At 67.2% G+C, this 21,047-nt stretch carries 23 protein-coding genes; 10 read left to right on the top strand and 13 right to left on the bottom strand.

What is annotated here, in order from left to right; all coding sequences use genetic code 11:
* Positions 1-16: 16 nt before the first annotated feature.
* Positions 17-1,231 (bottom strand): acetyl-CoA C-acetyltransferase, encoded by a 1,215-nt coding sequence (locus DDE18_RS19515; RefSeq protein WP_116573950.1) that lies wholly within the window; start codon positions 1,229-1,231, stop codon positions 17-19.
* A 90-nt stretch (positions 1,232-1,321) separates the two neighbouring features.
* On the opposite strand from DDE18_RS19515, the gene DDE18_RS19510 reads away from it, so the two are divergent.
* Both DDE18_RS19510 and DDE18_RS19505 read left to right on the top strand, forming a co-directional pair.
* The gene (locus DDE18_RS19510; RefSeq protein ID WP_165821251.1) at positions 1,322-2,182 is read left to right on the top strand and encodes an acyl-CoA thioesterase; all 861 of its coding nucleotides are present in this window, start codon (positions 1,322-1,324) and stop codon (positions 2,180-2,182) included.
* A 40-nt stretch (positions 2,183-2,222) separates the two neighbouring features.
* The gene (locus DDE18_RS19505) at positions 2,223-3,236 is read left to right on the top strand and encodes a nitronate monooxygenase (RefSeq protein ID WP_245916887.1); all 1,014 of its coding nucleotides are present in this window, start codon (positions 2,223-2,225) and stop codon (positions 3,234-3,236) included.
* Here DDE18_RS19505 and DDE18_RS19500 read toward each other — a convergent pair.
* Together DDE18_RS19500 and DDE18_RS19495 are read right to left on the bottom strand one after the other, a co-directional pair.
* On the bottom strand, positions 3,226-3,753 hold the full coding sequence (locus DDE18_RS19500) for a maltokinase N-terminal cap-like domain-containing protein (RefSeq protein ID WP_116573948.1): 528 nt from the start codon (positions 3,751-3,753) through the stop codon (positions 3,226-3,228). The two genes, DDE18_RS19505 and DDE18_RS19500, sit on opposite strands and share 11 nt — an antisense overlap.
* Before the next feature lie 106 nt (positions 3,754-3,859).
* Entirely contained in the window at positions 3,860-4,204 is a 345-nt protein-coding gene (locus tag DDE18_RS19495) for a cupin domain-containing protein (RefSeq protein WP_116573947.1), read from the bottom strand.
* A 56-nt stretch (positions 4,205-4,260) separates the two neighbouring features.
* Between DDE18_RS19495 and DDE18_RS24295 the strand changes: the two genes are divergently transcribed.
* From DDE18_RS24295 to DDE18_RS23125, 4 genes are all read left to right on the top strand, one after another.
* Positions 4,261-4,953, top strand: coding sequence for a sulfite exporter TauE/SafE family protein (locus DDE18_RS24295; RefSeq protein ID WP_116573946.1), 693 nt, complete (start codon positions 4,261-4,263; stop codon positions 4,951-4,953).
* Positions 4,954-4,979: 26 nt separating this feature from the next.
* A complete protein-coding gene (locus DDE18_RS19485; protein WP_116573945.1) occupies positions 4,980-5,219 on the top strand; it encodes a hypothetical protein in 240 nt (79 codons plus the stop codon).
* A gap of 160 nt (positions 5,220-5,379) precedes the next feature.
* On the top strand, positions 5,380-5,724 hold the full coding sequence (locus tag DDE18_RS19480) for a VOC family protein (RefSeq protein WP_116573944.1): 345 nt from the start codon (positions 5,380-5,382) through the stop codon (positions 5,722-5,724).
* A 231-nt stretch (positions 5,725-5,955) separates the two neighbouring features.
* Complete coding sequence (locus tag DDE18_RS23125) at positions 5,956-6,108, top strand: hypothetical protein (protein WP_165821188.1); 153 nt, start codon at positions 5,956-5,958, stop codon at positions 6,106-6,108.
* Positions 6,109-6,409: 301 nt separating this feature from the next.
* Here DDE18_RS23125 and DDE18_RS19475 read toward each other — a convergent pair whose 3' ends face one another.
* The 4 genes from DDE18_RS19475 to DDE18_RS19455 form a co-directional block, all read right to left on the bottom strand.
* Positions 6,410-7,474 (bottom strand): glycoside hydrolase family 10 protein, encoded by a 1,065-nt coding sequence (locus tag DDE18_RS19475; RefSeq protein ID WP_170313300.1) that lies wholly within the window; start codon positions 7,472-7,474, stop codon positions 6,410-6,412.
* A 520-nt stretch (positions 7,475-7,994) separates the two neighbouring features.
* Positions 7,995-8,366 carry a nuclear transport factor 2 family protein gene (locus tag DDE18_RS19465; RefSeq protein ID WP_165821249.1) on the bottom strand — a complete coding sequence of 124 codons (372 nt, stop codon included), beginning with the start codon at positions 8,364-8,366 and terminating at the stop codon, positions 7,995-7,997.
* 86 nt (positions 8,367-8,452) lie between these two features.
* A complete protein-coding gene (locus DDE18_RS19460) occupies positions 8,453-8,947 on the bottom strand; it encodes a GNAT family N-acetyltransferase (RefSeq protein ID WP_116573941.1) in 495 nt (164 codons plus the stop codon).
* Between the two features lie 270 nt (positions 8,948-9,217).
* Positions 9,218-10,657, bottom strand: coding sequence for a calcium-binding protein (locus DDE18_RS19455; protein WP_133241280.1), 1,440 nt, complete (start codon positions 10,655-10,657; stop codon positions 9,218-9,220).
* A gap of 677 nt (positions 10,658-11,334) precedes the next feature.
* Between DDE18_RS19455 and DDE18_RS19450 the strand changes: the two genes are divergently transcribed.
* Positions 11,335-13,785, top strand: coding sequence for a phytase (locus DDE18_RS19450; RefSeq protein ID WP_245916886.1), 2,451 nt, complete (start codon positions 11,335-11,337; stop codon positions 13,783-13,785).
* 557 nt (positions 13,786-14,342) lie between these two features.
* On the opposite strand, the gene DDE18_RS19445 is transcribed toward DDE18_RS19450, so the two are convergent.
* The 3 genes from DDE18_RS19445 to DDE18_RS19435 form a co-directional block, all read right to left on the bottom strand.
* Positions 14,343-14,759, bottom strand: coding sequence for a hypothetical protein (locus DDE18_RS19445; protein WP_116573938.1), 417 nt, complete (start codon positions 14,757-14,759; stop codon positions 14,343-14,345).
* 154 nt (positions 14,760-14,913) lie between these two features.
* Positions 14,914-15,411, bottom strand: a complete 498-nt coding sequence (locus tag DDE18_RS19440; RefSeq protein WP_116574064.1) for an SRPBCC family protein — start codon at positions 15,409-15,411, stop codon at positions 14,914-14,916.
* 5 nt (positions 15,412-15,416) lie between these two features.
* On the bottom strand, positions 15,417-15,755 hold the full coding sequence (locus tag DDE18_RS19435) for an ArsR/SmtB family transcription factor (RefSeq protein ID WP_116573937.1): 339 nt from the start codon (positions 15,753-15,755) through the stop codon (positions 15,417-15,419).
* Positions 15,756-16,042: 287 nt separating this feature from the next.
* Between DDE18_RS19435 and DDE18_RS19430 the strand changes: the two genes are divergently transcribed.
* Entirely contained in the window at positions 16,043-16,621 is a 579-nt protein-coding gene (locus DDE18_RS19430) for a dihydrofolate reductase family protein (RefSeq protein WP_116574063.1), read from the top strand.
* A gap of 101 nt (positions 16,622-16,722) precedes the next feature.
* Positions 16,723-17,358, top strand: a complete 636-nt coding sequence (locus tag DDE18_RS19425; RefSeq protein ID WP_245916884.1) for a dihydrofolate reductase family protein — start codon at positions 16,723-16,725, stop codon at positions 17,356-17,358.
* A gap of 265 nt (positions 17,359-17,623) precedes the next feature.
* Here DDE18_RS19425 and DDE18_RS22665 read toward each other — a convergent pair whose 3' ends face one another.
* Entirely contained in the window at positions 17,624-18,019 is a 396-nt protein-coding gene (locus DDE18_RS22665; protein ID WP_133241279.1) for a hypothetical protein, read from the bottom strand.
* Positions 18,020-18,313: 294 nt separating this feature from the next.
* On the opposite strand from DDE18_RS22665, the gene DDE18_RS22660 reads away from it, so the two are divergent.
* Positions 18,314-18,733 (top strand): hypothetical protein, encoded by a 420-nt coding sequence (locus DDE18_RS22660; protein ID WP_133241278.1) that lies wholly within the window; start codon positions 18,314-18,316, stop codon positions 18,731-18,733.
* A gap of 42 nt (positions 18,734-18,775) precedes the next feature.
* Here the strand turns inward: DDE18_RS22660 and DDE18_RS19415 are convergent, their stop codons facing one another.
* Together DDE18_RS19415 and DDE18_RS19405 are read right to left on the bottom strand one after the other, a co-directional pair.
* On the bottom strand, positions 18,776-19,249 hold the full coding sequence (locus tag DDE18_RS19415; protein WP_116573934.1) for a hypothetical protein: 474 nt from the start codon (positions 19,247-19,249) through the stop codon (positions 18,776-18,778).
* A gap of 847 nt (positions 19,250-20,096) precedes the next feature.
* On the bottom strand, positions 20,097-20,585 hold the full coding sequence (locus DDE18_RS19405; protein WP_165821248.1) for an ester cyclase: 489 nt from the start codon (positions 20,583-20,585) through the stop codon (positions 20,097-20,099).
* Positions 20,586-21,047: the final 462 nt, after the last annotated feature.

Here is a 21,047-nt window from a genome sequence, read left to right as displayed (position 1 = left end):
AACGCGGAGCGGCGGGTCACGCGAGGCGCTCCAGGACGAGGGCCATGCCCTGGCCGCCACCGACGCACATGGTGATCAGGCCGGTGGTCTTGTCGTGCCAGTCGAGCGAGTTGAGCATGGTGTTCTGCAGGCGGGCGCCGGTCATGCCGAACGGGTGCCCCACCGCTATCGCACCGCCGTTGACGTTGAGGCGGTCGAGGTCGATGCCGAGGTCCTGGTAGGAGGGCACGACCTGGGCGGCGAACGCCTCGTTGATCTCGACGAGGTCGATGTCGCCGATGCTCATGCCGGCGTGGGCGAGCGCCCGCCTGGTCGCCTCGACCGGGCCCATGCCCATGATCTCGGGGGAGAGGCCCGAGACGCCGGTGGAGACGATGCGCGCGAGCGGCCGGAGGCCCAGCTCGGCGGCCTTGGTGTCGCTCATGATGACGACCGCCGCGGCGCCGTCGTTGAGCGGGCAGCAGTTGCCGGCGGTCACCACGCCGTCGGGCCGGAACACCGGCTGCAGCTGGGAGATCGCCTCGTAGGTCACGCCGGCGCGCGGGCCGTCGTCGGTGGAGACGAGGGTGTCGTCGGGTGTGGTGACCGGGGTGATCTCGCGGGCCCAGAAGCCGTCGTTGATCGCCTTCTCGGCGAGGTTCTGGGACCGGACGCCGAACTCGTCGAGCTCCTTGCGGTCGAGGCCGCGCAGACGGGCGACGTTCTCGGCGGTCTGGCCCATCGCAATGTAGGCGTCGGGCAGCAGGCCGTCCTCGCGCGGATCGTGCCAGTCGACACCGCCCTGCGCCGCCTTCTCCGTGCGGGCTCGGGCGTCGGCGAACTTCGGGTTCTCGCAGCCGCGGATGTCGGAGCTGCCTGCGCCGAAGCGGGAGACCGTCTCCACCCCGGCGGAGACGAAGATGTCACCCTCGCCGGCCCTGATCGCGTGCAACGCCATCCGCGTGGTCTGGACGGAGGACGCGCAGTAGCGAGTCACGGTGGTGCCGGGCACGGAGTCGAGGCCGAGCAGGCTGTTGACGATCTTCGCCATGTTGAAGCCGGCCTCGCCGCCCGGCAGGCCACAGCCCAGGTGCAGGTCGTCGATCGTGGTGGGGTCCAGCTCGGGGATCTTGTCGAACGCGGCCTGCACGGCGATCGCCGTGAGGTCGTCGGGTCGCATGTCCTTGAGCGACCCCTTGAATGCGCGGCCGATCGGCGTACGCGCAGCGGAAACGATGACGGCCTCGGGCATCAGGACTCCGGTTCTTCGATGCGGATGCGGTGCCCGGCCAGACTAGACCGTGCTGTCGCCACCCCGGCCAGTGTCTGGGAGCATCGAGGCGTGCGTCACCTCTACCAGTGCCCCATGCGGTGGGCCGATCTCGACCTGCTCGGCCACGTGAGCAACGTGGTCTACGTCGACTACCTCCAGGAGGCGCGGGTCGACATGCTGCGGACCCACGCGCCGGACTCCCGCGCGGATGACCTCGCCGAGGGTGTCGTGGTGGTGCGGCACGAGGTGTCCTACCGCTCGTCGCTCACCTTCCGGTTCCGGCCGGTCAGCATCGAGTGCTGGGTGACGGAGATCCGTGCCGCGAGCTTCACGCTGGCCTACGAGGTCTTCGACGAGACGGAGGACGGGCGCCAGGTCTACCTGCGCGCCAGCACCGTCCTCACGCCGTACGTCTTCGCCACCGAGCGGCCGCGACGCCTGCGCCCCGAGGAGCAGGAGGCGCTGGTCCGGTTCCTGGAGGACGCGGAGCCGGTGCGCACGTCCCGCTCCCAGGAGGTACGCCGCGAGGGCGCGTCCCACTATCCGGTGCACGTGCGCTTCTCCGACGTGGACGTCTATCGCCACGTCAACAACGTGAAGTACTTCGAATACCTCCAGGAGGGCCGCGTCTCCATGCTCCGCGACGCCGGCCAGGCCGCGGACGACGAACGGCGCCTCGAAGTCGTCGTCGCCCAGACGAACGTCGACTACCGCCTGCCGATCCTGTTCCGGGAGCAGCCCTACGACTGCTGGACGTGGGTCACCCACGTCGGGTCCAGCTCGGTCGCGCTGGAGTCGGCCATCTGCGACGGCGACGCGGTGCTCTCCCGCGCCGAGGTGGTGATCGTCAACGTGGACCCGGCGTCGATGCGCCCGGCGCCGATCCAGGACGGCCACCGGGCGGCGCTCGTGAAGTTCATGGGGGCCTGAAAAGTCAAGGCCAGCTGTGCTGACCGCTAGCGTGGACGCCGTGCTGGACCTGCGCGATCTCCAGACTCCCGTCGTGGGTGCCCCCATGGCCGGTGGCCCCTCCACGCCACAGCTCGCCGCCGCGGTGTCGGACGCCGGTGGCCTTGGCTTCCTCGCGGCCGGCTACAAGACGGCCGAGCAGGTGGCCAGCGGGATCGAGGCCGTGCGCGCAGCCACGTCCTCGCCGTACGGGGTGAACCTCTTCCTGGTCTCGCACTTCGAGCCGGACCTCGACGCCGTCCACGCCTACCGCAGGTCCCTGGAGCCGGAGGCTGCCAGCCTCGGAGCCGAGCTCGGAGCGCCGCGCTGGGACGACGACGAGTGGCAGGCCAAGGTCGAGCTGGTCCTGGACACCAGGCCGGACGTCGTGTCGTTCACGTTCGGCTGTCCCACTCCCGAGCTCCTGCGACGGATGGCGGAGCGCGGCATCCACACCACTGTCACCGTGACGACGGTGGCGGAGGCACGCGAGGCCGCGGCGCGCGGGGCCGCCTCACTCGCAGTCCAGGGTCCCGAGGCCGGCGGGCACCGCGGGACGTGGGACCAGGCAGCCGAGCCCGACTCCATCCCGTTGCTGGACCTCCTCTCCGCAGTCCACCGTGCCGTCGACGTGCCCGTGGTGGCGGGAGGCGGCGTGGCCACCGCGGCTGACGTGGCCGCCGTGCTCGAGCACGGCGCGGTCGCGGCCCAGGTCGGCACGGCGTACCTCCTAGCCGAGGAGGCGGGCACCAACCCGGTCCACCGCGCGGCGCTGGCCGACCCGGCGTTCCGGGAGACGGCAGTGACCCGCGCCTACACCGGCCGGTGGGCCCGCGGCCTGGCCAACCGGTTCATGGCCGACCACCAGGACGCGCCTGCCGGTTATCCGCACGTCCACCACGTCACGGCGCCGCTCCGGGCCGCGGCGGTGGCTGCTGGCGATCCGCAGGTGGCGCACCTGTGGTCGGGGACCGGCCACGCCCGGGCGCGCAGCGTCCCGGCCGGGGAGATCACCCGCGCCCTGGTCAGTCGCTGAGCCCGGCGACGACCGCCTCGCCTCCAGTCCAGCTCGCCACGAGCGCCGGACCAGTAGCTGCGTCGCCCAGGTTGCGGACGATCCGCACGGTCGCGCCGTCCGCCGTTGCCCCGGCCCTGACGATCAGCCGCACTGTCGGCTCCCGGGTGCCGACCATCCGGCCGTCCTCCCACAGCTCGAGGATCGCCTGGTCCTGCTCACCCAGGACCGCCCGGCGGAAGCAATCGACCGCGACCGGGTCGGTGGTGCCGTCGTACACCCAACGCTGACCCAGTTCGGAGTGCTCCATCGTGCTCACCAGCCGCGCGTCGCCCACCTCGAGTGGCGCGCCGCGGTAGGTGAAGACCACGTGCTGCAGCTGCGCGCCGCGTCGTACCACGAACGCCTCGACGCCGACCTCGCCCGCGGGGTCGTCAAACCGGTAGCTGCCGAGCACCTCGACCGGCCCGCCGAGCACCGCCTCTAGCAGCTCGGGCTTGGTCGGCCGGATCGTCGAAGAGGAGTGCACGATGGCCATGCCGCGAGACCCTACAGATCGAAGGTCACCGGTGCCGGAATTGCCCTCGGGCCGCCCCTCGCTGAGGGGCGGCCCGCACGTGGTGGCGTGTCGAGTGAGACGGCGCTCAGTCGAAGCCGTGGCAGTAGACCTTGCGAATCGTCTCGGTCACTTCCCAGCGGCCCGACCATCCCTTGGGCTGCACGATGACGTCGCCGGCGGAGATCTCGTAGCTCGTGCCGGTCTCACCGTCGGTGATGGTCGCGCGGCCGCTCACGATGTAGCACACCTCGGTGTCCTCGCGAGTCGCCTGCCAGCCGCCGGGCTGGCACTCCCAGACGCCCGTCTTGACCTCGGTGTCGAACCGCAGGATCGCCGTCTTGGGATCGCCCGAGTCGAAGCCGGGTCGGTGTCCGTTGGGCTCGAGTTCTCCCAGGATCTTGGCCGCAGGTACATGCACGTACGGACGCATGAAGTTCTCCTCAGTTAAGTGTCAACTGTCGACAAGATACCGCACGAGGGGCGCTGATGGCACCCCCGCCCGTGAATCAGATGGGAGGCGGTCGCGTCGTTATCGACTCAAAGGGCAACGCGATCGAGTCCCATGGCCAGCTGGGTGAACGTCCTCTATCCCGCACCCCTGCGCGGATCGAGGCAGGTCCGGGCGTGCTCGATGCACCAGCCTCCGCTGTTACCGTGCTGCCATGGCAGCGGCACTCCTCGGCCCCGGGAGTCCGACGCGGTGAGTGGAGCGCCCCAGTTGACGGAGTGCTCGTGGCACTGTGGGTGCTCATCTTGGTGAGTGCGACGATGCAGTCGGTCTCCGGATTCGGCTACGCGTTGCTGAGCGCCCCGATCCTCATGGCCGTCCTAGGCGGCCCGTTCGCCATTTCGACCGTGCTTATCACCGGGACTGCCTGCGACTTGGCGATCCTGGCCATTCGGAGGCAGCTGCCCCGGCCTGTCTCCGCAGAAGTGCGGCGGCTTGCCCTGTGGTCTGTTCCGGGAATGGCCGCCGGGGCAGTGTTGCTCGTCCAACTTCCTGCCCGATGGCTCCAGGTGCTGGTGGCACTCGTGGTCATCGCGGCAGTCGCGATCCGGGTGCGAGCTGAGCCGAGCAAAGAAGCCGTGCCGAATACCTGGGCCGCAGGGGCTGGTTTCGCTTCGGGTGCCCTGAGCACCTCGACTCACTGGGCGGCCCGCCCACGGTGCTCTACCTGACCCACAGAAACCTCACGCCACCTGTCATGCGCGACACTCTGGTTGCCTTGTCGCTGGCCCGTCTTCCCCTCAGCGTGATCGCCCTGGCCGCCGCGGGTGTCTGGGAGGTCTACCCGGCGTGGCCATGGTTGATCGTCGCGGCACTTGCAGGTCAGGTCGCGGGCACACATCTCTTCCGTCGCTTCACTGCCTCTCGCTACGACAAGGTCGTGATGGCCCTCCTCCTCATCTCCGCTCTCTCAGCGCTCGGTGCCGCGACCCAGTGACCGCCGCGGCGCGGCGCGAGGTAACCCCTGACGCTGTCTGCGGCAGATCCGTGCGTTCGGGTGGCGGCACATCGGCGGCGAAGTGACGTCGTCCAGGACGAGCGGCTTCGCGCAATGAAAATGCCTGTTCCTGAAGCCCTGGCAGGTCTAAGTTCGCCCGGTGGCTTTGGAATGGGAACAGGTAATTGTCCACTCGTTGAATCCAGTGACCTTGGGGCAGTGGTGGGCCGACGCCCTTGGCTGGGTTGTCGTCCACTCCTCTGCTGACGAGTTCGAGATCCGCCCGGAGCCGGATCGCACGCCGGGGTTGGATTTCGTCCGGCTCGAGGAGGGCAAGAAGGCCAAGAGCCGACTGCACCTCGACTTCCGGCCTGATGACCAGGACGCCGAGGTGGCTCGGCTGGTCGCTCATGGCGCACGGCGGGTGGACATCGGCCAGGGGGATCGACCCTGGGTCGTGTTGGCCGATCCTGAAGGCAACGAGTTCTGCGTCCTTGGCCCCTGACGGCATCAGCGGCACGCGCGGACGCTATGCCGCCATCTGATCAGCGGCATGTGAGTGCGTGGGCGAAAGGACCGAGGAGTTGGAGATCGTTGACCCAATGGGGAGGGCAGGACGTGACTCCTAAACGGTCATCGCGCGAACGGCGCCTTCGCCCGTGGTCGGCTGCCCGGCGCCGTCCTACCCTGGATTCAGGGACATGAGAGATCCAGCGAGAATCGAGGCGATTCACACATGTCAGCGATCTCAGGCAACCACGGCGACAAAGACCACGTCCAGGAAGACCGCGTCCACAGCGAAGCACCCGCCGAGGGCGATCCCGAGTTCGACGAAACCGAGATCCGGGCACATTCCATGGATCCTGCAGAAGGCGCCGACGAAGACTGAGCCGCTTAGCTGCGACGAGCACTGCGCGCTGGGTCGAACGAGGCAGGTCACCACGCGCGATTCGCGGCAGAAGAGTGCGCTTGCGACGGGCGCGTGGTCGTCGGCTCCGGCGTCACTGGCGCCGCTAGGACGCACTATTGCGACGCACGACTCGCGGCAGATGCGGGCTTTCCAAACTGATCAGCGCGGGCGCAGAGCATCACGCCGCTTGCCCACTCCAGGTGACACATCACCCGGCCTGGCCATGCAACTGTGCATCTGTGCATCTGTGTGACGAGCACGGCGGCTGGCGTGTTCGCCCTCATTGAACAATTCGAGAGCCGTTGGCAACACCGCGCGACTTGCTCCTGCCGCCCAGGGCGGTGAGTACCGCGCCGTAGGCGGGCTTCTTGTTGCCGCTGTTGTCGAACAGCAGCGGATTCTCACCGGTGCGCCACGAGTCGCTGTCGCGGATGCCCCACACCGTGATGCCCGTGCAGCGAGCGACGTTGAGGCAGGCTCGGACGGTGTCGGTGTAAGCGGTGGTGGACGCCTCCGCGATGTCGAGTTCGGTGATCTGCACGTCCACGCCGAGCGCGGCGAAGTTGGACAGGGTGGTCTGGAAGCTGGCCGGCGGGCCGCTGGTGCCGAAGTGGCTTTGGAAGCCGACGCAGTCGATGGGTACGCCGCGGGACTTGAAGTCCTTGACCATGCTGTAGACACCCTGGGTCTTTGCGTCGAACCAGTTCTCGATGTTGTAGTCGTTGTAGCAGAGCGTCGCCGAGGGATCGGCGTTCCGGGCGGTGCGGAAGGCCTCCTCGACGAAGCCGTTGCCCAGCACGTTCTCGAACACCGAGCTGCGGAGCTGCGTGCTGCCGTCGGCGAAGGCCTCGTTGACCACGTCCCAGGCGTAGATCTTGCCCTTGTAGTGAGTCATGGCGGTGGTGATGTGGTTGTTCATCACACTGCGCAGGGTGTCGGCGTCGGTGATGGAACTGACCCAGCTGGGCAGTTGGGAGTGCCAGACCAGGGTGTGGCCCCGCATTCGCTGACCGTGCGCGGAGGCGTGGCTGACAATCGAGTCGGCGGGGGCGAAGTTGAACGACCCTCGGGAGGGTTCGATGGTGTCCCACTTCATCTCGTTCTCGGCGGTGATCATGTTGAATTCACGGTCGAGAATGGTGGAGTACGTCGAGTCGCCGAGCTTGCTCAAGGACACTGCCGTGCCGAAGTAGCGTCCGCTGCCGGCCGCTGCCGCACCCAGTGTGGTCGCCCCGGCGGCATGAGCCGGGGGGCTCGAGGTGAGAGCAGTGACCGAGCTGACGACCATGCATGCCGCCGCTGTCACGACCTTGAGGAGACGGCACTTCCTGTTAAGCCACGGCATGACGGATCGTTCTCCTTGTGAGTGGGGATGCCTGGGCGACGGTCGGGGCCGGCGTCATGGTGGTTGTGCGAGCGCGTCCTCGGCCGAGCCATTCCTGGCGGGCACGGCTGGCGGTGTGTGTCCGGGACGTGGTGCCTGGTCCCGCCCACGAGCTGCTGTCGATTGACGCGCTGCTCGCACCGTTGGGGTCGACCGACGCGAGGGATCGGCCTCGCTGTTGACAACGTTCGTTAACGCTAACATTTCCCAGCGAGCAACGCCCTGCTTGACATGTTCAGGTGCACCTCAACAGCACTGCAATAGATATTGGCGAGGTCTACCAGGGGAACATTGACGGATCGGCCTCCTCACCCGGCGGCCGTCCAAGTGCGCGCTGAGGATGACGCCGGCAATTCATCGTTCTGGGCGTCAAAAAGCCCCTGGAGCCATCGAGCTGCTCGCGTAGCAGATCTAAGTGTCCTTCGTGCCGGGCCGTCTCCGGCCGGCCTGGCGAGCGGATCGCGGCATGAGCGGGCGGACGTCAGGTCAGGCGTGGCCCCGCATGGCCGGCGAGGCACTTCCATTCATCGTCCTGACGAACCCACACCTGAGTTATCGGCATGCGGAACGTCTCAGGGCTTCCGACACGAAGCACAACATCGGTGACCTCGCCGACCAGAACGGCGGTGTCAGCCACGATTGCGACATTGGCACCGCTCAGCTCCTGCGACCGCCAGACCGTCTGCCCTTCCGTGTTTCGGCGGATGTACTCCTCGCGGTTGAACGTCTGGCCGATGTGGGTTGTCCAGCGAAAGTCCTCATGCAACAGCCGTCCGAGCTGCCCAGCATCGGCGTTGGCCAGCGCCGTGGCGCGCGCTTCCGCGCGTTCGATGACCTCCCAGACGGCATCCACGACTGTCACCCTGACATGACTTCGCCTTGTTCACCATGCGCGCGCCCCCGGCAAGAGCGGGCACTCTATCGCCCGCATGGCCGAGTTCAGGAGTGCCTGACCATGCGCAGTTCGGTGCCGTACTCATCCGTTCGCGTCACGCCATCTTCGGCGAAACCATGCTTCCGATAGAAAGCGATCGCCCGATCATTTCCCCGGAGCACCCAGAGGTAGGCGGGGTGGTCAGCCAGGGCCGCCATCAGCAGTCCGTGCCCCAACCGCTTGCCCGACCACGAGGCCCGCACATACAGCGGCCACAGCTCCTCGTCGACATTGACGTCGCCGGCCCGGGGCGGGCCAACGCTGGCAAATCCAATGAGCCCGGCTGAGAACTCCGCAACGGTTGTGCGCGATGGCGCCTCGGCAAGTATCCGGCGCCAGCGGTCGATCCGTTCCGCGATCGTGGCCCGCCGCTCATCGAACACCGTCGCTGGCATTAGGTTTGCGTAGGCCTCCTCCCAAACGTCGACCTGGAGTCGGGCCAATGCCTCGGCGTCGTCGGCGACTGTTGCGCGGATCGTGACGCCAGCAGCGACCATCATGGCGTGCAGCTAACCGCGTTGTCGCAACTCACTGCTACGACAAGCGGTCGGCAAATCGCTCATCGGCACGAGTGCGCACCATGAGCGGCATGAGAGTTGGGGATGGCTCGCACCCACGGGCGTGAGCGTGTCTCACCCGAAGGAAAAACCCGACGAGCACGCACTTGGGCGGTACCCCGGCACGGCGAGAAGACGCACATATCGCGGCAGATCAGCGCGTCCAGCCCATCGAGGGAAGAGGGAGATGGGCACGGCACCGCATGTGGCGAGTCAGGGCTTCTCACAGGAGCGGCGCACTTCGGCGATGCAGTAGTCGTTCCCGGCGTTGCCCTTGGCGGTGTCGTTGCCCTTCCCGCCGAGGATGCGGTCGCGGCCCTCACGTCCGTGAATCCTGTCTGCACCGCGTCCACCGAGCAGGGTGTCCTTACCGTCGCCGCCGTAGAGCCGGTCTGCGCCTTGGTCGCCGCGCAGGACCGCGCGGGTGTGGTCCTGGCCCGCCGCGATGGTGTCCTTGCCACTGAGGCCTCGGGCGGTGATGTTGGAGGCGTAGATGAAGATCTCGTCGGGTCCGGTGGTGCCGGTGACGGTGGCGTTCCGTTGCGCGTGGAAGGTTGCATAGCGTTCCCACCCGGCCAGTGCGACGTTGTCGGTGACGGTGGACCCGGCGGTTTCCACGGTGCATGTCATCGTGGCGTTGAGGGTTGAGGTGATGTCGGTGCAGTCGTCGCGGTCCTCGGGCGTCAGCCAGTCGGTGCCCTCCCCGCCGTCCACCCGCCCTGGGGCGATGCCGTTGTAGAACCAGAAGTAGTCGTTGCCGCCGTTCATGGACGCGTCGACGGGGACGTTGATGCGCCCGTTCAAGGGGAGGGAGGACCTCACGTACAGGCCTTCGAGAGTGTCGGAGCCGACGAAGCGCAGCGGGGAGTCGCCTCGGACTTCGAAGAGGCGCACGTTGTTCCAGCGGAGGAACACGCCGGTGTCCGCGGTCGCAGTCCGGGTGCGGTTGTCGATGGTGACGGGATGCTGGTTCCATCCGCCCGCGACGAGGTTGAGGCGGTCGCCCTTTTCGGCTTCGACGCCGTTGTCGATCGTGGTCCCTGTTCCGGCGTGGGTGATGAGGTCGCTGCCGAGGCCGGTGGAGAGGACGTCCTCATTCACGCTGCCCGGTTCTGGTGAGCCGCTGTAGATCCAATCCATGCCGCCTGCGGTGGAGATGAAGTCCTTCGCGTCGTCGGGTCCGAGCGACTCATTCTGGACGTTCTCCCCGGCGTAGACGGTCTCGCTGGCGCGGTCGTTACCGACGTAGGTGTCGGACCCGAGCCCGAGGACGACGGACAGGTTGTTGGTCGGTCGGGGCTCCTGGTTGAAGACCTTGTCGTTGCCGGGCCCGGTGAGGATGGTGAACATGACTGGGGAGTTCCATTGGGGGATTGGGCCGATACCGGGGACGATGCACACGGTGTCGTCGCCCTCGTAGGTATAGATGGCGCCGGTGGGGGAGTTGTTGGCTCCCTCTGCCACGGTCACGATCACGTCATCGCCCGATGTGCCATGGGTGACGTTGCCGGGTCCGGGGCCCACGATGGTTGCGGGCTTGCCGTCGCACGTGGGGGTGTCGGCGTGCGCGGGCGCACCGACGACGGCTCCGCTGCTTGCCACCGCCATCAGCACGGCGATTACGGGCCGGTGCAGGGCACGCGTGCGATTCAAGACGATCTTCCCCCATGGTTGGACTGGCCCGCTGAGGGTAGCGGCGTTAGTGGGATATCGGTGGAAGACCGATCAGGCCGCGAGCCCAGTGCACTTGCGCCCGGCGTCAGCCGGTGCGTGCCAAAGTTCCTCCAAACGCCACGTTCGTCGGCCTCGAGCACTGCCAGCACGTGCGCCCGCTCATCGGCAGGAGCGAGCGGAACCCGGCATGAGAATGCGCTTCTGGACGTGCTCACAGGTCGCTGCGCTGGCATGGAACGTGGTCCGAGTCATCGCAGGAACCTGGTTCCCATTTTGGGGATGCGGCGCTCGATCGTGCCGATCTAACTTGGAGTGTCGGCAAGACGGATCAGTGCTGCAGGGGCGCCCTGCCTCGGGTACCGGCGCTCGTCCCCTCGTTGCCCATGCAGGACCCCGAGGTCCACCGCGCCCCCCGGAGGAACCTCATGGCTGGCTCAGCTAGCCACATCCGACGTCCACGATCGAGAGTCGGTTGGCCCCCAGGGTTGGCGATCGCCCTGATGCTTGCCCTGGCTTGGGTCGGGATGTCGCCGACCCAGCAGGCAATGGCCGCGGGAGTCGTGAGCTACGGAGGTGCGACGTCGGTCGCTGAGACCACGGCGACGCGTTCGGTGACGCTGACCAAGCCGGTGGAAACCGTAGCGGGCGATGTCCTGGTGGCGAGCCTCACTGCCGACAACACGCCGAACCTCAGCACAACCCCGGCGGGATGGACCTCGCTGCTGCCGGGCAAGTTGCGGGCCGGCAACGCCAGCACGGTGTTTGCGTTCTACCACGTGGTGACGGCCAGCGACGCTCAGCGCACCGGCTGGACTTGGACCCTCTCGTCGCGCCAGGTCTGGAGTGGGGGCATGGCGCGTTACATGGGTGTCGACGTGGAACGCCCCATCGACACGTCGGTGTCCGTGGCGAGCAGCAGCACGGCCAGGACCACGATCACGGTCCCGAGTATCACGACGACGACCGGTGGGACGATGCTCATCGGCGCCGTGGGCGCCAACGCCGGCACGTTCACCACGACCCAACCCGCGGGGTGGACGGAAGCGTGGGAGCGGACGAGTGGCGAGGCCTCGGAGCACGCCTATCGTCCGCAACAGGACGCAGGAGCAACCGGCGGGCAGACCTGGACGGTGAGCTCGGCGCGCGCGCTGGCTGGCTGGCTGACAGCGTTGCGGCCGGCAGCGGGGACGACACCGGCCCCGGCGCCCACGGCGTCCTTCACGGTGTCTCCGGCCAGCGGCACGGCGCCGTTGTCGGTCACCTTCACCGACACCTCGACCGGCAGCCCGACGAGCTGGTTGTGGGACTTCGGTGACGGCACCACGTCGACGGCGCCGAACCCGTCGCACACCTATACCGCCGCCGGCACCTACACGGTGTCGTTGCGGGCCACGAATGCGACGGGCTTCGACACCGCCACCCGAACTGCCGCGGTCACGGTCCAGGAGCCGCCTCCGGCCCCGGCACCCACGGCGTCCTTCACGGTGTCTCCGGCCAGCGGCACGGCGCCGTTGTCGGTCACCTTCACCGACACCTCGACCGGCAGCCCGACGAGCTGGTTGTGGGACTTCGGTGACGGCACCACGTCGACGGCGCAGAACCCGTCGCACACCTATACCGCCGCCGGCACCTACACGGTGTCGTTGCGGGCCACGAATGCGACGGGCTTCGACACCGCCACCCGAACTGCCGCGGTCACGGTCCAGGAGCCGCCTCCGGCCCCGGCACCCACGGCGTCCTTCACGGTGTCTCCGGCCAGCGGCACGGCGCCGTTGTCGGTCACCTTCACCGACACCTCGACCGGCAGCCCGACGAGCTGGTCGTGGGACTTCGGTGACGGCACCACGTCGACGGCGCAGAACCCGTCGCACACCTATACCGCCGCCGGCACCTACACGGTGTCGTTGCGGGCCACGAATGCGACGGGCTTCGACACCGCCACCCGAACTGCCGCGGTCACGGTGCAGGAGCCGCAACCACCTCCGGCACCCACCGGTTCGTTGTTGCCACCCGACCCCGCCCTCCCCACCGTGGAAACCGCCTCATGGCCGTCCGGGTCAGGTGACATCTCCGACGACTCCGCCATCTACGCAAATGCCACCGACCCGTCCCTCAGCGTCGTCATCGGCGACAACAAGGCCGACAGTGGCGGCGGGATCGGCGTGTTCGACATGACCGGGGCGCTGCTCCAGTTCCGCGAGGACGGCAAGATCGGCAACGTCGACCTCCGCGCCGGGTTCAGCCTCGGCGGCACATCGGTGGTGCTGGTTGGTGCGAACAACCGCAGCAACTCCTCCCAGGAGTTCTGGGTCCTCGACCCAACCACCCGGCTGTTGAGCAGCACCAAGAGCCTGGGCACCCTCTACACCCAATCCAGCAACTACGGCTTCTGCCTCTACGTTTCCCCCGCGACCGGGAAGTTCTACTCGTTCGTCACCGCCACAGACGGCAGGGTCGACCAATACGAGCTGGGCAGCACGGGCGGCGAGGTCACAGCGACGAGGGTCAGGTCGTTTGACGTAGGTGGGCAAACCGAAGGCTGCGTCGCCGACGACGGCCTGGGCTACGCCTACTTCGGTGAGGAGGACGTCGGCATCTGGCGGTACAACGCCGAACCCGGTGGAGGAACGACCCGCACCTCGGTCGACAAGGTCGGCGCGGGCAGGCTCACCGCCGACGTCGAGGGACTCGACATCGCCTACGGCCCCGACAAGACCGGGTACCTGTATGCATCCAGCCAAGGCAGCAGCAAGATCGTGGTCTACGACCGGGTCACGTACGCGCACATCCGCTCGTTCTCGGTGCCGTCGAACGGGTCCATCGACTCAGTGTCCGTCACCGACGGACTCGCCGTGACGGGGGCATCGCTGGGTCCCGGGTTCCCGCACGGGGCGCTGGTGGTCCACGACGAATCCAACAGCGGCGGCACCACAGCCAACCTCAAATACGTCCCCCTGGCAGCGTCGACAACTCCTGCCCCGGCACCCACGGCGTCCTTCACGGTGTCTCCGGCCAGCGGCACGGCGATGTTGTCGGTCACCTTCACCGACACCGCCCTGAGACCGAGCCAGATCCTCAACCACTACAACGGCGCCACGACCAAGTAGGGCCGACGACAAGACGGCTGGGGATCGCCGGCACCCCGCCTAGGTTCCTTCGTCAAGGGCGTCCCCGAGGTCGACCTTCTCGCCGCCGTGCAGGGCAAGCAGAGCCTCGCCGTCGAGCGAGAGAAGAAGGCCCGCGCCAGGTCGGTCCGGCCAAGCACGCCGCCGAGCGTCGTCTCGTCGAGTCCATGAACGCCGCTGCCGTGCCGGACCTCTCCGGCGACGCCGATGTGACGAAGCCCGACCTGTCATCGGGCGCTCTCAGTGAGTCATCGCAACACTTCCTGAATGTCGATGGGAGTGGTCGTGGTGGCGACGCCGTTGAAGTTGTCGCCGGCGGAGGTCGATGAGGTCTGGACATGGCTGGCGTATGGCTCGTCGCCGTGGTACTCGGGGTCATCGCCACAGGAGCATTCTTCAACTGGTTTTCAAAGTTGGCCGGGTGAGGATCAGGTGAAGCCGGGGCGACCGCCTCACCGATCCACGCCCGCACATCGGCAAGATCGCGCGCTCGGCGGAAGGTCCGTCCATTGGCGAGCGCTCTTGACTTCGGCTTGCCATCAGGTCTGCCCAACTCGACTGCGCCCGAGTCGGCTCCAGCGGAGCGCCGCGAGGCCCAAGAGGAGCCAAATCAGCCCCGTCACGATGATCCCGGCCTCCGCTTCGAACCACGCGGGACCGAGCTGGCCCAAACTGGGCTGGGCAAGAGCGTCGATCAGCGTGTAGGAGACGAAGACCAGGAGCGGCGAGAGAAGCACGAGGATTGCCAGAACCACGACTGGGCGATGCAGCGCCAGTCGAGTTCCCGCCCACGTGGATCCGACACACATGAACGCCCACCCGCCCAGGTAGCAGGTGGCGATCGCGGCGTTCTCGCCCCCGCTGGCTGCGGCGACGAAGCCCAGCTTGACGAGCCATAATGCTCCACCTAGGGCAGCGAAGATGGCCGCGATCTCGAGCCACCGTTGTCTGGCCACGGCTCAAGGGTAGGTCGCGGCAAGCGATGACGAGGTGACAAGCCGCAAGGATCACCCGCGCTCGGCGGCAACGACGTGATCTCGGCAGGACCGAGCGGAACGCCGCAGTTGTGGGCGCTCGGCTCGGGTTCCTGTAATGCCTGTCGGGCTGGCTTCAGCCGGCCAGTTCGACGGCGATCTCCTCGGCGATGTCGTAGCCATCCTGCATTCCGGACTCCATGCCGGAGTCGATGATCGCGTCGCGGGTCGCCTTGTCGGGCACCTCGGTGAGCATGGTGAGCGTCGTGGTGTCGTCGTGCTCGGTGAACGTGTACGTGCACAGCGCTGGGGGTGCGTCGGTCTCGGGCACGCCCTCGAAGATCTCTGTGTTGACGAGGCGCTGGTCGGGTACGACCTCGTGGTACTCCCCGTGGAAGGCGACCTCGAAGCCCCCGTTCGCCTCCATCACGTAGCGCCACGAACCGCCGACCCTCAGGTCGACCTCGACGCTGGTGACGGTGCCGTGCCGGCCGGCCCACCAGCGCTGGATGAGCTCCGGCTCGGTGAAGACTCGAAAGACCAGGGGCGCGGGTGCGTTGAATTCCCGGGTGATCAGAATCTGGGTGTCAGTCGGCAGCGTCACGACGGCGCTGCCCTTGCTCGCGGGGACCATCTGGATCACTCTCCTTCTCGAGCCTTGAGCTCGCCGAGAACGGTGTCGACCAGGTCGAACCGCTCGTCCCACACGGCTTGGTACCTGCTGACCCACACGTAGATGTCCTGGAGCGGTCGCCCATCCATCCTGTACAGGCGCCGTCGACCCTCCTCCCGCACGTTCACCAGGCCCACCTCTCGAAGGACCCGCAGGTGCTTGGACACCAGGGGCTGGGCCACGCCGAGCCGTTCGACGAGGGCGGCAACCGGACGCTCGCCCTCCGCGAGGAGCTCAAGGATCTGGCGGCGGCGCGGCTCAGCCACGGCGTTGAACGCGTCGCTCGTTGTTGCTGCTCTGGCCATGGTGAATTACATACCCATATGGACATGTTATGCAAGCGGCGTGGCCCGCCGCGTCTCGCTCGGCTCAGCGCACCGATGAGCGCCACATCGGCATGTTGGGGCACATCGGTCACTGCCGACAGGCGGCGGTGTGACGCACCGTCGGTCGCGGTTGGACCGCTCGGACGGGATACCAGAAGCTCCTCGCTGAATTCGGGGAGGCGATGTCGTATGGGGGCGAGGGTGTTCGTAGCCATGCTGAGAGGTTCGCTCACGAGGGGCGGGCCGAACGCACGTGGGAGCGCATGATGACCGCTATCTACACCTTCGATGTCTTTTCGAGCCTCGACGGCTACGGCGCCGCCAGCGGCAACTGGTCCGGTTACTGGGGCAAGCAGGGACCGGAGCTGCTCGAGCATCGACTGGTCTTGTTCGACCAGCAGCAGCGGATGGTCTTTGGCGCCAACACGTATCGGGCGTTCGCCCAGATGTTGGCCACGAGTTCCGAGGAGTCCGATGTGCGTGACCCGTGGGTCACGCGGATGAGGAACCTGCCGGCGACGGTGGTGTCGAGGACCCTGGAAGGACCCCTCGACTGGCCGGACGCGACCGTCGCGAGCGGCGACGCCGTCGATGTCGTCGCTCGGCTCAAGGAGGAGTCCGAGGTGCCGTTGCGCTCGCACGGCAGCCTGTCCTTGAACCGGGCGCTGATGGCCGCCGGTCTGGTCGACCGTGTTCAGGTGACGATCTTCCCTGTGATCACAGGTCAGACCGGACTGGACCCGATCTTCCAAGGCGCGGCCGACTTCGACCTCGAGCTGATCGAGAGCCGGACGCTCGACGACAGAACCCAGGAGCTCATCTACCGCCCCTACCTGCACGTCTGAGTCGATCCAATGCACACCCGGCCCGGTGACTGAGATCGGCGCCGAAGACCGATCTACCGAACGACGACCGAGTACGAAAGGGAGTTGCGACCATGAAGCTGATGACCATCACCAATGTCTCCCTCGACGGAGTGACCCAAGGGCATCGACGGATCGAGGTCGGGACCCGGCGCGAAGACGGTCGGCCGGAAGAGGATGGCAGCGACGGATTCGAGCGCTTCGGCTGGGGCCCGCCCCTGCTCGACGACGAGGCCTCGGCGTTCATCAGCGATGCGTTTCAGCGCGACGACGCGTTCCTGTTGGGTCGGCACACCTACGAGATCTTCGCCGGCTCCTGGGGGGCGGGCATGGATCCGGGGAACCCCGTCGGCGCGGCGTTGAACACGCGGCACAAGTACGTCGCGTCAACCACGCTCAGAGCCCCGCAATGGGCGAATACAACCGTCCTGTCCGGTGACGTCGAGTCCGCCATCCGCGAGCTGAGGGCCGAGCCAGGCGGCGAGCTGCAAGTCTGGGGCAGCGGCACCCTGATGTGCTGGCTGCTCGACCACCGGCTTGTCGACGAGATCGTCCTGCTCATCTCCCCGGTGATTGTCGGCCAGGGCAGGCGACTCTTCCCCGCCACCGGAGCGGACATAGGGCTCGAACTGGTTGCCTGGCGGTCCACCCCCAAGGGGCTCACGATCCATACCTACCGCACGACCGGTCGGCCGCGGTACGAGACGGGCAGCACCTGATCAGTGGGGATATGGTCGGGGGCCACGCGAAGAACTCGTACCTCGCGGCAAATGAAGCCCCGCGGAAAAGCGGCACGCATCGCCCCCACGGCAGAGCCGGCGGGTGGGTCAGCGATGGATCAATCTCCTGCGCGGTCCGCTCGCGGCGAAAAGACGCTGACAATGGTGAGTTGCCACATGTGTCCCGGAAACCCTACGCATGCGATCCGGGCGTTTGCGGTCCGCGGCCGCTAGATGGGTAGCAAGACCAAACGGCGGATCGAGTTCAGCCGTGCCGCACTACTCCGGGGAGGGCGCGCGCTCCAACTCGAGCTGCGGCAAGATTGCCGTTCCGCGCGACAATCAACGCTCCCTTGCCGTTGGCCCAGAAGAACCGCGGGCCGAACGAAGCCACTGCGAATCCATTCCATTCACCCTGCTGCGCTGGCCCGCGGAAGGTGATGATGTTGACCCTTCGGCCGTTGAGCCAGCAGACCCCCGACGAGTAGTGCATCGCGCCACTTCCGTTGTCGCCGAAGTTGAGGCAACCCAGCCTCGTGGCCACTGCCGCGGATTTCATCCCCCAATAGGGGCCGACCGCGCCGGCCTGTACCGGGGCTGGAGCAAACATCGTCACGATCATCGCAACGACCGCAACGCAGGCGGCTCTGGTACGGGTCATGCCTGGACTCTACGATTCGCGGACCGAGGCTGTCCTTGGAAACGGAAGTCGGGTCTGCTGCACGAACTGGTGACGTCTGGTGTCGGGTTCCACTGTGGCAGTCCTCACGCCTGGGCATCGCCAACTGACGGCCCCGGGTGTGTCCACGGTCAGTCGGTTGAATGGCTCGGGCTCCAACCGATTTCCCCCGATTGTGGGCGCCGGTCGCTCGTGTCGGTCACACTCCGGCTGTGCGCATCGGGACATGGAACCTGCAAGGGCGCTGGGACGCCCGGCACCTCGACCAGATCACAGATGGTGCACACCACCAGTAATTGGATGGCGGCTCGACGCCGCTGGGCGGCGGTGGCAGCACGCCAGCCGCTGACTGCGCTACCGGATCCGCATGGCGCGACCGCCATGGCGGAAGTCGATGCGGTTGTGGTGTGTTCCTCGGTCCTGCCATGGCGGTCGTGTGGAAGCAGGGACCCGTGGATTGGCGCGACGACCGCGGCGATGACGGCCAGCACAGTCGCCGCCATCGATAACGCAGCGGCCACCGTGTGGGGAGGCGATTGGAACCATGCATTGTCCGGCCCGGAGTGGGCTGGCTCCCAGGAAGGCCGCCGGTTCGTCCTGGACAGCGTGGCCCGGCTCAGCTTGCAGGTGCCGACTGCCACCTCGCCGCACCGCATCCACGGGCTGCTCAGCTACCTCAACGCGCAAGGCGAGTGACGGGCGGCCAATCCTCCAACTCCGGCAGAGGTCCGCTTGCGGCTACTCGTTGCGGTCGCCGGGGGTGGAGTTGACCCGGTGGAGCATCTCGGTGAGGTGGTTCCGAAGCCGCTCTCTGTGTTCGGTCGCTACCTGCTGGAGATGAGCGATGTCCTCGTCGCAGCGCTCGCGGAGCGCGGTCGTCTCCTCCCGCACGCGGTCTGCCTCCACGCGTGCGTCCTTCACCGTCTGCGTGACCTCGTCCCGCGCCGCGGTGACCAGGCGTTCGGCCTCCTCGCGCGCGGCTCGCACGAGTTTGGCGGCCTCTTCGTGGGCGCCTGCCACGATCGCGGCGGCCTCGCTCTTGGCATCGGAGCGCCACTGGTCGATCTCGCGAGCGGTCAACTCCAGCAAGCGAGCCGCCGCCTGTGAACCGTCAGAGCCGCTCGGCGGCTCCGCATGACGCGCGGTGTCATTGCCGGGGTCGCCGCCGGCGCCCGAGTAGTGGTCGCCGTACGTGTGTGCGTTGATGCTCATCCCTTCCTCCCGAGGTTGGCGACGTACGCCATCCGTCTTTCGGCGCTGTTTGGTCCACCCAAGCGTGCCCGTTCCTCTGAGTTCCCGAGAAATCGGCAGTCGCCGGCAAGGTGGTTCCGAGATCTGTGGACATCGCCCCCGACCTCACCCGCGTGCCGTTCACGGGCGGCTCCCCCACGTGCGAAAGGGCCGCGCGCGGGCTCGGAGCCATCGTGTGCGCCATCGTCGAGATCGTCGGGTTCTCGGTTGCGAGCTCGCCGCCGACATCGATCTCTCCGGAGCTTCGGATCCAAGCTCAAGGCGCGCCCCCACCGCGCGGCCGCGCGACCGACCACTCCCGCACAAGCTCGCCACCTGTGACGAGGCCGGTGGAGGCGCACGGGATACCTCGCGCCAACGTCCTGACCGGGTACAGCTAGGGCCCCTACGCTCGCCCACTTAAGGGTGCGCTGGTCGTCTAGTGGTCGTTTCCACTGCGGTCAACATGCGCAAGGAGGCAGGATGAGGCCCCTAGCGACCTAAGGCATCTACGGGTTCCGGTGCGATCAACCCGGTCCGAAATCCTGACGCCTGTCGTATCGGCGGTAGCTCGTTCATGTAGACCCGTCGCAGGCAGTAGCGGGGGAGCGACGTAACAGACTCCGGCACCTCTACCACGCCCAATGGCGGCGAAAAGACGCACCCGACAGTCGTTCGGCTCGCCGACGATGAGGGCGCGGGCGGCGCATGGCCTGAGGACCACCATGACGCTGGCCCGTCGGGTCCCGGGACTCGTGATCGCCCGGATAGCCTCGCCTCGTCCTGTCCAGGCTGCGACCCTTCCCGACACCACTTCGCGAGGCGACGCTCAGCGCTTCTTGCGCAACTTCGTGAGTGGGCTGGCCAGGATTCGCGGCAGCAATCGAGGGCCGGGTATGACGATCAGGCCAAGCTGCTGAAGGAGCGTGAGCGTGTCCAACTGGAACCAGTGCTCCACGACCCGCCCGTCGTCGCCGTGACGGTTGAGTTCAAGCCCCTCGAACGCCACCTTCTTCCCAGTCGGTGGGAGCCCCTGGAATACGCCCGTGTGCGTGCCCTCGAAATGGATCCTCTGCGCCACCAGGTCGTTTTCGCCCACCGCAACCTCCACCGTCAGGCGAAGGTCGGGAAAGCCCTCGACGAAGCCAGCCAAGAACTTGGCCCAAGGCTCCGAGCGCAGCGGATCAGGGTCGAGGCTCGCGGGCGGGTAGGCAATGAACTCGGGCGCTCGTACATCCGCCTCCGCTGCGTCGTCGCGCAGGTTGAAGACCTCGATCCACCGCCGGGAGACCTCCTTGTTTCGCCCTACATCTGTCACGTTCGGCCCCCTTGCTGACCGGTCATTGAATAGCGGTGACGCCCTTCGCAACCGTACAAGCCCCGTCGCGTCTGCCCATCGCATGACCGACAACGCGCACAAGTGGGTAAGAGCCGTCCATGCGCCCGCTCATGGGCACACAGAAGATCGCGCTGGACGGTTGCATCGAGGTGACCGGCGACAGGCGCGAGCCGCAGGAGCCAGCGCCGAAGGGCTGCGTCGATCTGGGCTACTAGACGATTCCCGTAGGGCCGGTGTCTGGCCAGACTCGGTCCAGGTGCCCGGCGGGTTCGCTCTCTATTGGGCTGCCCACCCGTTTCCGGGTGTGGCTCACTATCGGTCTGCCGCCTGCCGGGCACCGTGACGAGGTGTGGCCCAAGAAGGGACTGCCCTGCTCGTAGTAGCAATGCCCGCCTCGACGTCCACTCCGGAGCGAACACAGGCGGGAGCAGCACATGAGCC

It is taken from the genome of Nocardioides gansuensis (assembly GCF_003076135.1).
GTDB lineage: Bacteria > Actinomycetota > Actinomycetes > Propionibacteriales > Nocardioidaceae > Nocardioides > Nocardioides gansuensis.
The sequence above is the reverse complement of the archived record's forward strand: the minus strand, read 5'-3'. Positions and strand labels throughout refer to the sequence as shown.